The organism is Candidatus Pelagibacter sp. Uisw_137 (assembly GCF_047720245.1).
In the GTDB taxonomy this organism is placed as follows: Bacteria; Pseudomonadota; Alphaproteobacteria; order Pelagibacterales; family Pelagibacteraceae; genus Pelagibacter.
Genome location: NZ_CP159811.1, coordinates 752,180 through 768,362, shown reverse-complemented (window position 1 = coordinate 768,362; position 16,183 = coordinate 752,180). Strand labels below are relative to the sequence as shown.

The 16,183-nt window shown below is 28.5% G+C and carries 12 protein-coding genes; 8 read left to right on the top strand and 4 right to left on the bottom strand.

What is annotated here, in order from left to right; all coding sequences use genetic code 11:
• Window positions 1-45 precede the first annotated feature (45 nt).
• Window positions 46-5,763: a beta strand repeat-containing protein gene (locus ABXT61_RS04165; protein ID WP_415314519.1), complete on the bottom strand. Its 5,718-nt coding sequence runs from the start codon at window positions 5,761-5,763 to the stop codon at window positions 46-48.
• Window positions 5,764-5,860: 97 nt separating this feature from the next.
• Between ABXT61_RS04165 and ABXT61_RS04160 the strand changes: the two genes are divergently transcribed.
• From ABXT61_RS04160 to ABXT61_RS04130, 7 genes are all read left to right on the top strand, one after another.
• The gene (locus tag ABXT61_RS04160; RefSeq protein WP_415314518.1) at window positions 5,861-6,205 is read left to right on the top strand and encodes a hypothetical protein; all 345 of its coding nucleotides are present in this window, start codon (window positions 5,861-5,863) and stop codon (window positions 6,203-6,205) included.
• 119 nt (window positions 6,206-6,324) lie between these two features.
• Window positions 6,325-8,508, top strand: a complete 2,184-nt coding sequence (locus ABXT61_RS04155) for a GumC family protein (protein ID WP_415314517.1) — start codon at window positions 6,325-6,327, stop codon at window positions 8,506-8,508.
• 39 nt (window positions 8,509-8,547) lie between these two features.
• Window positions 8,548-9,945, top strand: coding sequence for an exopolysaccharide biosynthesis polyprenyl glycosylphosphotransferase (locus ABXT61_RS04150; RefSeq protein WP_415314516.1), 1,398 nt, complete (start codon window positions 8,548-8,550; stop codon window positions 9,943-9,945).
• 3 nt (window positions 9,946-9,948) lie between these two features.
• On the top strand, window positions 9,949-10,671 hold the full coding sequence (locus ABXT61_RS04145) for a metallophosphoesterase family protein (protein ID WP_415314515.1): 723 nt from the start codon (window positions 9,949-9,951) through the stop codon (window positions 10,669-10,671).
• Window positions 10,672-10,750: 79 nt separating this feature from the next.
• Complete coding sequence (locus ABXT61_RS04140; RefSeq protein WP_415314514.1) at window positions 10,751-11,905, top strand: hypothetical protein; 1,155 nt, start codon at window positions 10,751-10,753, stop codon at window positions 11,903-11,905.
• Window positions 11,906-12,004: 99 nt separating this feature from the next.
• A complete protein-coding gene (locus ABXT61_RS04135) occupies window positions 12,005-12,655 on the top strand; it encodes an MJ0042-type zinc finger domain-containing protein (RefSeq protein WP_415314513.1) in 651 nt (216 codons plus the stop codon).
• Window positions 12,656-12,675: 20 nt separating this feature from the next.
• Window positions 12,676-13,557 (top strand): hypothetical protein, encoded by an 882-nt coding sequence (locus tag ABXT61_RS04130; RefSeq protein ID WP_415314512.1) that lies wholly within the window; start codon window positions 12,676-12,678, stop codon window positions 13,555-13,557.
• Between the two features lie 15 nt (window positions 13,558-13,572).
• Here the strand turns inward: ABXT61_RS04130 and ABXT61_RS04125 are convergent, their stop codons facing one another.
• Complete coding sequence (locus ABXT61_RS04125; protein ID WP_415314511.1) at window positions 13,573-13,806, bottom strand: hypothetical protein; 234 nt, start codon at window positions 13,804-13,806, stop codon at window positions 13,573-13,575.
• Window positions 13,807-13,902: 96 nt separating this feature from the next.
• Here ABXT61_RS04125 and ABXT61_RS04120 point away from each other — a divergent pair, with 96 nt between their 5' ends.
• Window positions 13,903-14,985 carry a sulfite exporter TauE/SafE family protein gene (locus ABXT61_RS04120; protein WP_415314510.1) on the top strand — a complete coding sequence of 361 codons (1,083 nt, stop codon included), beginning with the start codon at window positions 13,903-13,905 and terminating at the stop codon, window positions 14,983-14,985.
• A 1-nt stretch (window position 14,986) separates the two neighbouring features.
• Here ABXT61_RS04120 and ABXT61_RS04115 read toward each other — a convergent pair whose 3' ends face one another.
• Together ABXT61_RS04115 and ABXT61_RS04110 are read right to left on the bottom strand one after the other, a co-directional pair.
• Complete coding sequence (locus ABXT61_RS04115) at window positions 14,987-15,127, bottom strand: NAD-dependent epimerase/dehydratase family protein (RefSeq protein ID WP_415314509.1); 141 nt, start codon at window positions 15,125-15,127, stop codon at window positions 14,987-14,989.
• Window positions 15,128-15,156: 29 nt separating this feature from the next.
• Window positions 15,157-16,170, bottom strand: coding sequence for an NAD-dependent epimerase/dehydratase family protein (locus ABXT61_RS04110; protein ID WP_415314508.1), 1,014 nt, complete (start codon window positions 16,168-16,170; stop codon window positions 15,157-15,159).
• Between the last annotated feature and the right edge of the window lie 13 nt (window positions 16,171-16,183).

The following is a 16,183-nucleotide window of genomic DNA, read 5'->3' as shown; positions in this document are numbered from 1 at the left end:
AAATAATTAAAAATAAATTCCGAAGACTATCCTTTCTTAAAATCATTAAGTGCAAATATTATTAGTAGGCGATACACATGTAGCATCTTGAGATATAAGCAATGTAAAAGTTCTATTATTTGTTATTGTGCCAGCTTGAATTGAAGCTTGAATTTCAAATGAATATGTTGCTGCATTAAATAATCTTGGCGCTATTCCAGAAATTTGATTTCCAGTAGCTGTAATGGTTGTCCCACTAAGACCGAATGCATTTCCTGTATTACTTGCTGAAATAAATGTATAAGTAGGCATCGAACCTTGAGACCCAGTTGCCACAACAGTTTCATTTATATCTTGTCCAGCATTTGCACTTGGCAATGTTTCTGCTGTTGTGAAATCAACAGTTTCTGCACCACCGCCTTCAGTTACAGTAAAACTAAGTGATGCTGTACTAACTTGATATGTAGCATCCATTGCATCTTGAGCTGTTACAGTAACATTATATGGACCTGTCATTGTAGTTGATCCTGAAATTAATCCTGAATTACTATCTATAGTCACACCCATTGGTAAACCTGTTGCTGAATAATTTACACCATTTGCAGGAGGTGAGGATGTTGCACTTGCAGTAATACTAAAATTATCACTTGTAGTATATGATGCATTAAAGCTTGGTTCCGTTGACCAACTTGGGTTGCTAATGCCACCACCAGCAGCTGTAACAGTAGGAAAGATTAAAGAAAAACTATCAGTTAGAGAGTTCATATCTGTTGCTGTAAAAGTTACAGTAGCTCCAGTGCCCGGTACAGTAGGAGTTCCTGAAAGTACGCCTGTTGAACTTAAACTTAATCCTGTTGGTAAACCTGATGCACTATAACTTATTGGTGACATTCCACCAGTTGCACCAATAGAAAAACTAGTAATAGAACTATTTTGTGTCAAACTACCTAATGAGGTTGTTACATCTCCTGCAATTGTAGTGAAAGTTGGATTACCGCCACCACTTGCATTTATTGCTGGAAAAGAAACAAATAGATCTTCAGTATTACCATTACTATCTGTTGCTGTAAAAGTTACAGATGTTGAAAATTCAGTTGATGAAGTAGGGGTTCCAGAAACTACACCAGCTGTTAAAGATATACCTGCTGGTAAAAATGCATCGTCACTATAAGTTATTACACCAACTCCTCCTGTTGCACTTAAATTTATAGAAGTCATAGGTGAACCTTGAGTTAAGGTTAACGTTGAAAAATCTGCAGCAAAAGTATTCCATGTAATCGCTCCACCAGCATTAGCACTTACAGCTGGTAGAGTAACAAATAAATCTTGTTTTTTGTTAGCTGAATCTGTTGCTGTAAAAGTGATATTAGTTGAGGTTGCACTTTGTGTGGTTGGAGTTCCAGAAAGAACGTTAGCTGTTAATATTAATCCAGGAGGTAACGTGCCAGAATAAGTATAACTAATAGCACCTGATCCTGTTGCATTTAATGTTACGGAATTAATAGGATCACTTTCTGTTAAATTTGATGGAAAATCTGTGGCGAGCGTTGTCCAGGTAACCGATCCACCACCACCACTTGCGTTTATTGCTGGAAAAGAAACAAATAAATCTTCAGTATTACCGTTACTATCTGTTGCTGTAAAAGTTACAGATGTTGAAAATTCAGTTGATGAAGTAGGGGTTCCAGAAACTACACCAGCTGTTAAAGATATACCTGCTGGTAAAAATGCATCATCACTATAAGTAATTGTACCAACACCTGTAGCAGATAAATTTATAGAAGTCATAGGCGAACCTTGAGTTAAGGTTAAAGTTGAAAAATCTGCAGCAAGAGTATTCCAAGTAACTGATCCACCACCACCACTTGCGTTTATTGCTGGAAAAGAAACAAATAAATCTTCAGTATTACCGTTACTATCTGTTGCTGTAAAAGTTACAGATGTTGAAAATTCAGTTGATGAAGTAGGGGTTCCAGAAACTACACCAGCTGTTAAAGATATACCTGCTGGTAAAAATGCATCATCACTATAAGTAATTGTACCAACACCTGTAGCAGATAAATTTATAGAAGTCATAGGCGAACCTTGAGTTAAGGTTAAAGTTGAAAAATCTGCAGCAAGAGTATTCCAAGTAACTGATCCACCACCACCACTTGCATTCACTTTTGGAAAGGTTACATATTTAGTCTGTGAACCGTTACTATCTGTTGCTTTAATCATTACACTTGATGTGTAAGCAGCTTGCATGCTAGGTGTACCTCTAATATATTGCCCATCAACATACAAACCCATCGGTAAGTTTGATGCTGTAAAATTTAAAGCTCCTGTTCCAGTAGCGTCCAAATACATATCCATCATTTCAGTGCCTTCAGTTAGTGTTGTAGGTGGATAAAGATATGTCGACCATGTTGGTCCGCTTTCACCACCACCAGCAGCACCACCAGAATCTACTTGAGGAAAAGTAAGATTTGCACTTGCAGTATTACCATCATCATCGCTAGCAATAATAGTTACACTACTTGATGAAAAAGATTGAGTGTCTGGACTTCCAATAATTGAACCAGTGATCGAAATAGATAAACCTGATGGTAAACCTGTTGCACTATAATTTATATTTCCAGTTCCACCTGATGTATAAAGATAAATAGGTGTAATTGCGTTATTAACTGTCAAAGTTGCAGGAGGGTAAGGAGTTGACATAAATGATAAAGCACCACCAGCCCCATCATTATAAGCTCCACCAGTATTATCTTCAACAATGTCAAAAGTTATGCTTGCTGTAGCAAAGCTATTGAAATCCATCATATCTGTTGCAGTAAGGGTTGTGTTCCAAGTTCCAGCACTTGTTGGTGTTCCAAAAATCATTCCAGTTGTATAATCAAAAGTTAATCCATCAGGTAAATCTGAAGCAGAATATGTTACTCCATTCATAGATGATGCTGTTCCACTTACACTTACGTAAGAAGTAGTTGAAAGAATACCAGGTGAAGTGGGGTAGGTTGTCCAAGATATAGCACCAGCAGCAAATGTAGTTGTATCTGTGTCTGTGGTTGTTGTCATATCTGTTGCAGAAGCAGTGTTATAAATTGAAGTTGTGTCTGTAAGTAATGATGCTGCTGTCATATAAGTAGGATCAACATCTTGAGCCATATTTTCATAGAGACTTTGGTTAGTTGAAGCCATAGTCATTATTGCATCTGATCCACCCTCAGTATCAGCAAGGTTTGTAAAAACATTACTAGTTAAATTTTGATCTCCTGAAGAAGCTATATTGTTAAAAACCATCGCATTCATTTGATCATTTCCAGAAGATGATATTATATTCGCAATAGCCCCAGAGTCGTCTGATGATATATTTGTCATTGCAGTACTCATCATATTATTCACAAGATCACCTTGAGTTTCATACATTTTATCCATCACATTGGAATCAACGCTACTTAGATTACTCATTAAATCCAAAGCAAAATTATTTTTTGGTGCAACACCATCAACAGCCATCATATTATTTTGTTCACTTACGACTGTTTCAAAAATTAATGATGCTGTTTGTTCATCAGCTCCTGCAACTAATTGTGCCATCGTGCCCATAGTAGCATCATTGGAATAAGTCATCATATCTTTAAAAACGTCTGCTTTAAAATCTTGAAAATCAGAATTAATTTCTACTGGAATAAAATCTGCTTCAGATGAAGTGATCTGTGCTGCTAACTTGGCTGCTTTTCTAGCTGCTTTTCTTTCTTCCTTAGCTATTAATCTGTCAGCTTTTCTAATAGCTTTAATTCTTTGTCTTTCAGCTTTTCTTTCAGCTTTAGCAGCTATCCTTTCTTCTTTTGTTAAACCTTTTCTATTTGTATTAGTAGCTAAATTATTTATTTCATTATCTTCAGGTGCAATAGTGTCAATTGGTTCATTGATAGCAGTATCTTCAAAGTGGTCAAAAATATCAAAATCATCGTCTACAAAACCTTGCATGACATCACCAATCATTTCTGGATTTATTTCCATCATTGTTTCCATCATAAACATGGCGCTATCACCTTCACTATTCATCATAAGTCCTGCCGTAGCTTCAGCAGCAGTTTGATCACTATTATTAATAATTTCTTCAAAAATTTGACCTTTTAAATCGTTATAAAAATCATTTTGAGCAGACATCATGTTTGCCGGATCAGTACCTGGTGTTGGAAAAGGATCAGTACCTGGCGTTGGAAAAGGATCAGTACCTGAATTAGTGGGGGCCATTTTAGCTTTTTCTATATGGTTAAAAATATCAAAATCCTGTTCTGCTAAATTTCCATAAACTGAAGAGATCATAGTATTATTATTTTCCATCATTGAACTCATCAAATAGGCTGAATTTTTTCCACTAGCTTGTTGCATCATATCAGCAATCATTTCAGCATCTCCTTCATCAGCATTTTGAAATGCACTTTGAGTAAAGTTACTCATCATGCTTGGGTCAGCTTGCATATAAGTATCCATTTTATCAGAAGCAACTTCAGTAAATGTTGCTAGAACATCCATTGCTAAATTTCTTTGATCTCCATCTACAGGTTGAGTATTTGTTATTTCATTCATCATATAAGCACCCATTTCAGTATTACCTACTGCCATCATTTGAGCCATAGTGTCAGCAACAAAGTCACTATCGTCTTGAATCATTTCAGTAACAATTGTTTCTCTTAAGTTTTCAAAATTTCCTGTTTGAGATGTCGAGACATGAGAAAATATATCAAAATCTTGTTCTACTATTTCTGTCATTAATAATGCAGTGCTCTCAGAATTATTTTCCATCATATTTTCCATTAGACCCATGGATTGATCAGAATTTGAATTAACAATAATGTCTGATAATAAACTTAAGTCATCTGTAGATTGCTCAACTACGTAATCTAGTTTTGATTTTTTTAAACCTAGCAATTCAGCTTTATAAGCTTCAACATCAGCTGAGTCTGCTATACCATCTCCATTTGCATCCGGGATTGTTCCACTTGCAAGTTGTTTTGCAATAGCTCGCTCAATCTTTTCTTCACTTTTAGTTGCAGACTGGACTGTTACTTCTTTAATTGAGTTTACTACACTATTTTCTTCTTCTTCTGACAGTTGAGTATCTTCAGATGAGGATAAAGTAGTTGTAAGGTTACTTGAATCTCCATTAGACAAAGCTAATTGTTCTTCTTCTGTAAAATTTAGAGAAACACCCGAGGCACTATCTGAAATAACTTTTATTTCATTACTTCCTTCTATACCTATCTCTAGAGTTCCAAGATTACCCGTTGAGTCTTCAAGAAGAGACACGTCTTTTTTTCCTTCAGAATTTTCACCGGTTACAAGTGTTCCATTAAGCTTAACATCTAGCCCAGAAAGTTTAATTTTCATCACCCCATCTTTATTTTTTGCAATTGATCCAAACTCGAATGTAAACTTTCCATTAGTTATAGATAAAACAAAAGAAGGATCAGAAGAATCTTGGTCAAACTGTTCCACAGAAAATTCTGTTTTATCTTTTAATGTTAAAAGTGAATTATCTATAAAAGAAATAATTATTGATGACCCTGTATCTGATTTTATTTTGTCATTTATAAAAATTTGATCAAATTCATTTAATTTAACAGTTTCTTCTCCCTTAATTATGAATGCATCCCCCTGAAGAGAGTCAACGAAACCTAAAAATTTTTCATCTCCATAGGTATTTGTAAAAAAAAATAGACTGGATAAAATTAATAGAAAATTAATTTTTATTTTGATAAGATTAAATGTGTTTTTCTTAAATAAGTACATAAACAAGTTACTAATTATTAGCTTAATTATAATCTCTTTTTATAATATTTTCTCTATTTTAATGTTATCATTTAGTTCTAGAATTGAAGGTAATTTAATGAAAACCTTTAATTATCTACCTTACAAGTATTCAATTTTTTTTCAAAAACCTTTATTGTATTCGAGGAGAGATATTCAGACTAATAGTTCAAATGGTAAAAAGCTCGATCAACTTATAAGCAATAGTGAAAAAAAATCTGCATTAGATTACACGTATTGGGAATTAAAGATGCTTTATCAAATTAGTTCTCAAGATATAAAAAAAGATTTTGAAACAAACTTTATTAATTTAGCAATTTTATCAAAAAATAATATTAAGAAAAAAAAATCACTTAGACTTCTCTACTTAAGAAATATTCCAAGATTTAGCAAAGAATTGGGTGCAATAATTTTAGATAACTAACAATCCCATATCTAGTATGTTTATAAATTATATTACTAAATAGAGTCAAAGTAAAAAAAACAACTTGTAAGGGAATATTTTTTAAGTAATGATTCTAATTAAATTTTAAAAAATTTACTATGGAAAACAAAAGTCTTTTAAATAAATTAGAATCTATTAATGAGCAGTTAAATCTTACTCATTATTGGATAATATTTTTAAAGTACAGGCGAATAGTTTTACTAGCACCTATTTTTTTTGGTGTATTAGGTTTTTTTATAGCTTTAAATATTAACCCAATCTTTCAAAGCCAAGCAACACTAGTTATTGAAGAATCTACAAAAAATATTGTAAATATAGAAGAAGTTTATAGTGGAGATGGTGGGAGAAATGCATTTCGAAATATTAATTATATTAATAACCAAATTCAAATAATAGAAAGTGATGAAGTGCTAGGGAATATATTTCTTGACGAAAAGATCAAAGTCAAAGCAGAAGCGTTGTATAGAAAACTTGCAGAAAATTTTTTAATAAGATCACAAATTTTAAATTTTTTTAAAAGTGAAAAAGCTAAAAACAATGAACAAAAAATTGACCTTAAAAAATATATAAAAAATAATCTAACTGTTAGTCAAGTAAGGAATAGTGATGTGGTTAATATCTTAGTTACCTCAGGAAATCCTGAGTTAGCAAAATTTTTATTAGAACAAGTTATCGACTCTTATTTAAAATATGATGTTGACACTAAAGTTAGAGTAACAAACTATGCTAATGCACAAATAAACTTAAGGTTATCAAAACTCCTAGATCAAATGGAGATTGCTGAACAGAAATTATTAAATTATAAAAAAGAAAATAATCTAATTGATATAGGTGATATTAAAGAATTAAAAATAGATCAAATTAAATCTGTTTCCAAAAGAATTATAGATGCAAACCGTGAGCTTCAAAAAAAACAAAATGATTTAACAGCAATTAAACTTGCAGATGGAAATGTTGAAGAGCTTCTAGCAATTGCTGATCTAAGGAGTAAAAAAGAAGTTGATGCTATAAGAACAAATATTAATGTAACTAATGATAACATAGAGGCACTTCAAATAATTTATAAAGACGAACATCCAAAAGTAAAAAAAGTTTTAAAAACAAAAATAAATCTTGACAATAGACTTAAAGAAATTTTAGATGAAAATATTGCAGCAGCAGCATATGAGTTAGCAAATTTAAAAGGATTTATTACTATAAGTGAAGAAGAGCTCAACAAAGCAAAATTTGATTTACAAGACCTAGAGGAAAAAGATGTAGCCCTGCAACAGTTTGTTCGTGAAGTCGAAACTAATAATAAAATTTATGAAACTTTTCTACAAAGAATGAAGGAAACAAATGAAGTTAAGGAGCTTCAATCTTCTAATGTGAGAATTATTCAAAATGCACTTCTGCCTTTATCACCAATATCTCCAAATATTTTTAAAATAACAATGTTATTTTATATTTTATCTTTTGGGGCAATCTTTATATTATTAGTTTATTTTGAATTTAATAGTAACACGGTTATAGAACCATCTAATCTTGATGAATTAAACATTCCAGTTTTAGCAACTTTACCATCTGTTAAAAAGATAGATAAGGGATACCATTTATCTCAAATGTTTATTGAAGATGTTGATTCTGAATTTTCAGAGAGTATTAGAACGCTCAGAACACTTTTGGTTGCTAAATTTCAGAAAAATAAGACAATATTATTGAGTTCAACCTATTCTGGAGAGGGTAAAACAACTATTTCATTAAATACGGCACTTGCATTTTCTAAAATTGGCAAAGTTCTTCTAGTTGAAACTGATATTAGAAGACCTTCTGTACTAACCAAAACAACACAAGGAGACGAAGCACCTAAAGTTGGTTTTAGTGATCTTATTCAGGGTGGCGTGAATATGAGCGACTGCATAATGAAACTTCCAGGCTCTGAGATAGAAGTAATGACATCTGGTACAAGAAGGTCAGATTTAACTGATTTAACTACAACCAAAAAACTAAAAACTTTTTTTGATGTATTAAAACAAAATTATGATTATGTAATTATTGATACTCCGCCAATACAACCGGTAACTGACACATTATTTATTAGTCAGGCAACAGATCACAATTTGATTATTGTTAGAGCTAATGTTACAAAATTAGTTGGTATTAAATCTGTTATAAAAAAATTAGACAATGTCGGAGTTAAAGTTGATGGATTAGTTTTAAATGATTTAGATACATCAAAAGCAAGTTATTATGGCTATTACCAGTATGGTGGATACAGCAATAAGTACAAAAGTTATAGTTAATTATTATCATTTTAGCCTAAAATAAATATAATCATTGTAATGTTGTTTGAAAAAATATTTCAAAGAGACGATAAATCATTTCTTTTACTTTATTATTTATTTTTAAGTGCAGTTTTATATTTAAGTTCAGTATTAGCCTACTTTATTAGAAATAAGACATTGGAGCTATCCGAAATATACTTTAAAGGAACAATATATATCTTATTGATTTTTTTGATTTTATCATTTTTTAACTTTAAGGAAAATAGATATATAAAAGGAACAGTTCAGTGGCTTAGACTTGAATTTTTATTACTTATTCAAACATTTGTTATTGTAATTTTATTAACGGTAATGCTTAAAACTACAGATGATTATTCTCGTATCTGGCTTTTCACTTATATGGGAATATCTTTAACACTGTTTTTACTTTCAAAAGTATTATTTGACCTTATTTATTCAAAATTAATAAGCTCAAATGCAATACAAAGAAACATTCTTTTAATTGGAGATACTGAAGGGTGTCAAAATATCATTCAAAAATTTCCAAAAAAAATAAGTAACTCAGTTATTAAATGCTTAATAGCTATAGACCAGTTGGATAAAAAAGATTTAAATTTTTATGGAATACCAAGCTTTAGTTTGAAAGAAAATTTTGGTCAGATATTAAATCATCATGCTATAGGGCAAGTATGGATCATTTCATCCTCAAAAACACAATCATATATCGAAAGTTTGATAGATAAATTTTTAAACTTTTCTGTAGATTGTCGACTAATTCAACCTGAATCAAAATTTAAATTTATTGAGGGGTTAGATAGTGAAGCTGGCTTTGATTTCTATAACATTTCATTTTCTCCTTTTTTTGGAACTAGTTTTTTAATTAAAAGTATATTTGATAAAATATTTTCTTTATTGGCTTTAATATTGATGTCACCAATTATACTAATATTTTCCATATTAATTTTAATAGAAGACGGATTTCCAATATTTTTTAGTCAAAAAAGGACTGGCTGGGATGGTTCATCTTTTGATATTTTAAAATTAAGGTCTATTAAAAATATGAAAAATAATAATGAGACCTTACAAGTTAAAGCAGGAGATAGTAGACTTTTAAAAGTAGGTAAAATTATCAGACGATTAAGCATTGATGAATTACCTCAATTCATTAATGTTCTTAAAGGCGACATGGCGATAGTTGGGCCGAGACCTCATATGATTGATCATACCAAATATTATTCAAATGATATTAAGAATTTTATGCAAAGACATAAATGTTTACCAGGTATAACAGGGTGGGCACAAGTAAATGGATCAAGGGGACCAACTGACTCTGAAGGTGCTATGAATAAACGCTTTCAACATGATTTATACTACATTAAAAATTGGAATTTAATGTTGGATGTATATATTTTAATTAGGACTATATTTGTGGTCTTATTTCAAAGAGTTGATTGAGAAATGAATATATTTGCTATTGGAGATATTCATGGATGCTTAAACGAATTAACATCGCTGCATAAAAAGATACTTACTCATGATAAGTTTGATGTAAAAAATGATCTAATCATTTATTTAGGAGATTATATTGATAGAGGAAAAAACTCAAAAGAAGTTATTAATCAAATTCTTAAATTAAAAAATAATAAGATCAAAACTGTAAATTTAATGGGTAATCATGATGAATTCATGATTGATTTTTTATTTAATAACAAAAACAATATTGAAAATTGGTTAAATTTTGGTCTTGATCAAACCCTTAGAAGTTATGGCATTGAAGTTGTCGACTTTATCAAAGACGGATTTGGAGATGATATTATTGATCAATTAAGGAATAGACTGTTAAGCACAATGAGTGAAGAGCATATTAATTTCTTTAAAGGTCTAGAATTATTATTCTCATCAGAAAATTATTTATTTGTTCATGCCGGAATAGACCCAAAAAAAATATTAGAAGATCAAACAAAAGAAGATTTTTTATGGTCTAGATCCAAAAGTTTTTTTGATAAGGATTTTAAAGCAGAAAAAATTATTGTTCATGGTCACACACCTGAAGAAAATATCATTAATAACTTACATAGAATAAATATTGATACTGGTTGTTATTTTTCAGGAAAATTAAGTAGTGTATGCTTAAGTGATTACGACGATGGTAGGCTATTTATCAACAATCTATCAAAGTAAAGGTATTGGTTAATACAACCAATACTTGAAAAAATATGACCATCAATTATAAATAACACACAATTGATTCTAAATATTTATGAAAATATATTCTATAAAAGAAATAGTAGAAGCTACGAATAGTTTTATAAAGCCAAAAACAAAAACTTTACCTAAAAAAAGTAAAAAAATAAAAGATATAAAATTACCTCCCAAGACAGAAAGTATAATTGCTGAAGCAGAAAGTGCTATTTTAGGTGAAAATAAAAAAAAGCCATTATTATTAAACAATGAGGCATCTAATGTACCTAAGTATAATATAGATTCATTTAATTATAAAACTAAGATCAAACCAGAAGTAAAAGATCATATGATAAATGAACTTTACTCGTATCTTAAAAAAAAGGTTAGGAAAAGTACTCTTAAATTAATTATAGATGAACAGTTAGAGATAAAAAATTTAAGAAATCAAGTAAATATTTTAAAACAAACTGAAGCTAATTTAAAAAAAAGTTATCAAGCATTAAAAAATGACCATGAGTCAGTTTTGTTAGATAATAAAAATTTAGAAATAAATAAAATACAATTAAATAGTGAAATTAATGAATTAAGAAATAATAATGAAGTTTTACAAAAGAATTTAAATCAAATTACTGAAAATAAAGAAAAGTTAGATAAGGAAATTGTAGAATTAAAAAGTGATAACAATGTTTTACATAATAATTTGAATCAAGTTGCTGAAAATAATAAAGAGCTAGATATAGAAAACAAGGATTTGAAAGCTGATTTAAATAAAACAAAGAATGATTTAAATGAAAATATAGAAAAAAACAGATCTAATGAAATTCATAATTCTGAACTTAAAAATACTGTATCTAGATACATAGTAAATACAAAAAAAATACAAGAGAGACTTGACTTAGCAGAAAAATCAAATTATTTAAAATTAGAAGCACAGACAGAAAAAGTAAAATTTTACCAAGAGGATAATGTTAGATTGTCTAGTGAACTTTTAGCGGCACAAAAGAAAAATATAACAATCAAAGAAAATTTAAACTTTATAGAAACTGAAAAAGAAGAAATATCCAATAAAATTAAAGAACTTAATAAATCAATAGATGAAAAAACCAACATTATTCCATCGAACTTTATAAAACAAAGTTTAGTTAAAACTGAAGAAAAAAATGAAACACTAAATGATAATGAGCAAAAAAGTCTTGATGAAGTAATTAATAGAATTTTTTCTAAAATTTAATTTCAAACAATCTAAAATAACTAATAATTTATACAATTAACAATCTTTTGTAATTATTGACTCATTATTTTTAAAAGGTTAAAATTATTTTATAAATTTATGATGATACATTGCAAAAATTGTAAAAAAAAATTCTATGTTATGAATGAAAATTCTGAACTAGAAGGTAAAGTGATCCAATGTAAATATTGTAATGATCAATCAATATACGAGTCAAGAACAGTATATTTAGAAAATAGATTAGAAGAATTAAGCAAAGATTTAGATAATGCTGAAATAAAAATAAATTATAAAAAAAAAGAACACCAAGGTAAAATAGACCAACTGCTTAATGATTTAAAAGACAAAAATAATGAATTAAAAAAACAAACATTATTACAAGAAAAAGTTAATGTTTTTGAAAATCGTTTAAAAGAAACAGAAAAATTAAACTTAGAAGAATTAGAATTGGTAAATGAAGTTAAAAAAATTAATAATAAAATTAGAACAACTTCTGAAAACATTTCCAGTCAAAACAAAGACATTGAGAATAAAACTAATTATTTAGAAACAAGAATAAGTTCATACACTACCGAGGAACCCGAAGAAAAAAATAATTCCTTAAACGAAGAAAGTTCTAAAAATGATACTGGTGAAATAGTAAGTATTAATAAAAATTTAAATACGTCAGAAAAACATAATAAAAATCAACAAGAAGAGAATAATAAGATCAAAAAATTTAAATTTTTTTCACCTGGTTTTTTAAAATAGTTTAAGCAAAGTTTTCATTTATGAATGATAAAAATGATGATTTAAATAAAACTAATCACCATTCACCTTTGGCATCTAATAATGATGATGGACAATTAATAATTAAAGATGAGATTTTAAAAATTAATGATCTTATAAAAGATAAATTTCATTTACCAAAACTTGACCAAAACATTAAAGACAAATTTTTAGATATAAAAAAAGCTACTTTTGAATTAAAAAATGATTTTCAAGATCAATCATTAAAAATTTCGAGTTCAATAAAAAAACAAGAAGATGAAATTTATAACCTAAGTGAAAAAAATAATATACAATCAGACATACTTGAAAATCAAAAAATATTAATTGAAACCTATAAGAATAACAAAAATCAATTACAATCTTATACCTTTAAATTAGAAAAAAAACTGGCAGAGCAAAAGTCATCTAACAGAAATTTTTTGGTAAACAATACTGAATTAAAAAGTACTGTAAGTCGTTTTATCAAACATAATAAAAATCTACAAAATGACATAATCCGATTAAAGCAGGCTCAATCTGATTCTTTAATCCATAAATCTCGAATTGAAGAAATGTCTAATCAAATAAAATTTTACCAAGAAGACAACGTTAGATTATCGAATGAAATAATAAATATTCAAAAAAAATATGAAATGATTAAAGGTAATTTTGCTTCATCTGAAAAAGTAAAAGAAGATATTTTTAAACAAATTAAAGATTTAAACAATTCTTTAACTAAAACCAATATTGTCGGGACTCCATTTGTCAAAAAAATTGCTGAAGAAGAATCTATTAATTCAAAAGTATTAAACGATATTAAAAATAAAAATTTAAAAGATGAAAAAATTAAATCTGAAAAAAATACAGATTTAGACGAAGAAATTAATAATATTTTTAAATAATTATATTGATTAATTTTATTCTATTATTTCAAAAACATCACATTTTTGACTAGTTTTCAGTATTGTAAAATATGAAAGCTCTGTTTTAACTTTTTCAAAACTTAAGTTTTGAGAACAATATGTTTTAGCAAATTTATAATGATAATTATCAATAAATTCACATTCACAATTAACACAATTAGCTGTAGCTGCTATTACCTTTGAAAAAAACAATATATTTAGAATTATCAAGATAAAAAATTTATTCATTTAGGTTAATTTTTTTATTAAGTTTATTGACATCATTATATATATCTCTATTGAATTAATTAAACATAAAGAATAATGAAATGTAATTAAAGTTTTATGGAAGTTTTTTTACCTATAGCTCAAGTATTTGTTAATCCTATTGAAATACTTTTATTGAGTGCAATCGTTGGAGTACTTTCAGGTTTATTTGGTGTTGGTGGGGGTTTTTTAATGACACCATTCTTAATTTTTTTAGGTGTACCCCCTGCATATGCAGTTGCAAATGAAGCTAACAATATTCTTGCAACATCGGTATCAGGATCAACAACGCATTATTTAAAAAATACTTTAGATTATAAAATGGGCCTTATGATTGTCATTGGTGGCACAATGGGAACTGCACTGGGTATCTATATTTTTACATATTTTAAAGGCATTGGAAAAATTGATACAGTTATTTCTTTAGCCTACATGTATATACTTGCAATAATTGGCACATTAATGTTAGTCGAAAGTCTTGGAGAAATAGACAGAGCAAAAAGAAATCTAATTGTTAAAAAAAAATTACATGTTCATTATTGGATACATGGTCTTCCATTAAGAATGCGATTTCCAAAATCAAAATTATACGAAAGTATATTTACCCCAATTATAATTGGTTTAATTGTAGGATTTATTGCTGCTATAATGGGTATAGGAGGTGCTTTTATATTGGTACCTGCAATGATTTATATAATCAAAATGCCCACAAAATTAGTTCCAGGAACTTCTTTGTTTGTAACAATTTTTGTGAGTGTCATAGTTACTTTTTTGCATTCATTTAATTTTGGATCTATAGATCTAATGCTAGTTGTTATGTTAGTTGTTGGATCAATTATAGGTGTCCAAATAGGACAAAAACTTGGTGAAAAAATTGATAGCTCTGGTTTAAAAGCATTATTAGCAATTTTACTGTTGTTAGTTGGAATAGCTATTGCTTATGAAACATTTTTTGCTGAGCAAACTGAAAAAGAAATATTTCAAGTATTGACTTCAGATTTAAACTTTTTCTCACTATTTATTTTAGAATTTTCTGAAGACATGCCATTTTTTTATGGATTATTTTCAATTATGTTTGCAATTATTTTAGGAGTTGGGACCGCTCTTATTAGGCGTGTTTTTTCTAATTTTAAAAAAAAGATGTTACTAAAGAAGTCATAGTTTAATTTTTTTTCCCATTTAACCGCACTTTGAATAATCTTTTTTTTATATTGTTTGATTTAGTTTTAACTAAAAGTTCAACTATATGAGAACCAATATAACCAGCTCCACCTGTAACTAAAATATTTTGTTTTTTATTCATTTTTGTATTTAAAAAATATAACCAGAATTTTATTTATAATACTTTTTGTACCACTCTACAAAAGTAGAGATTCCATTTATATAATTTACTTTGGGTTTATATTTAATTATTTGATACAAAAGATTTGTATTTGATAATGTTTTTTTGACATCTCCTTTTTGCATAGACATATTATTTTTTTTAGCTTTTTTATTTAATTTCTTTTCTAAGGCTGATATAAAATCTTTTAGATAAACTTTCTTTTGATTGCCAATATTAATTATTCTATATGGAGCAACATTTGATAAGCTATCATTTTTATAATTACTTTTCTTATTTTGTGATGGTATTTTATTAATTAGAAGTTCTATAGACTTTGTCACATCATCTATATATGTAAAATCTCTGTACATCTCACCACCATTGTAAACATCAATTTTTTTATTTTTAATTATTGCATTTGTAAATTTGAAATAAGCCATATCTGGTCTGCCCCAAGGACCATATACCGTAAAAAAACGTAACATGGTAATTGGTATTTTCCAGAGCGATGAATATGAATGAGCAATACTTTCTGTTGATTTTTTAGTAGCAGCATAAATGCTTAATTGAGTATCTGTTTTATCTGTTTCTTTAAAAGCAGATTGTTTATTTGCTCCATAGACTGAAGAACTTGATGCTATCAGTAAATGCTTAACTTTAATTTTATGTGCAATTTCAATTATATTAAATGTTCCAATTATATTCGATGATATATATTTTTTTGGAACATCTAAACTATATCTAACGCCTGCTTGGGCTGCTAGATGAATGATTATTTCAGGTTTAAAACTTAGAACATTTTTATTAAGTTTTTTCTGATTTTCAAGTTCACCTTTTATAAAACTAAAGTTTTTAAATTTTTTTAATATTTTGTTTCTAGAAAGCTTAAGATTAACATCGTAGTAATCATTAATTGAATCGTAGCCAAGAATTTTATGTCCTTTCTTGAGTAAATTTAAAGCTAAAGAAAACCCAATGAAACCAGAGGTACCTGTGATTAATATTTTTTTATTCTTATTCATTTATCTAATCTGT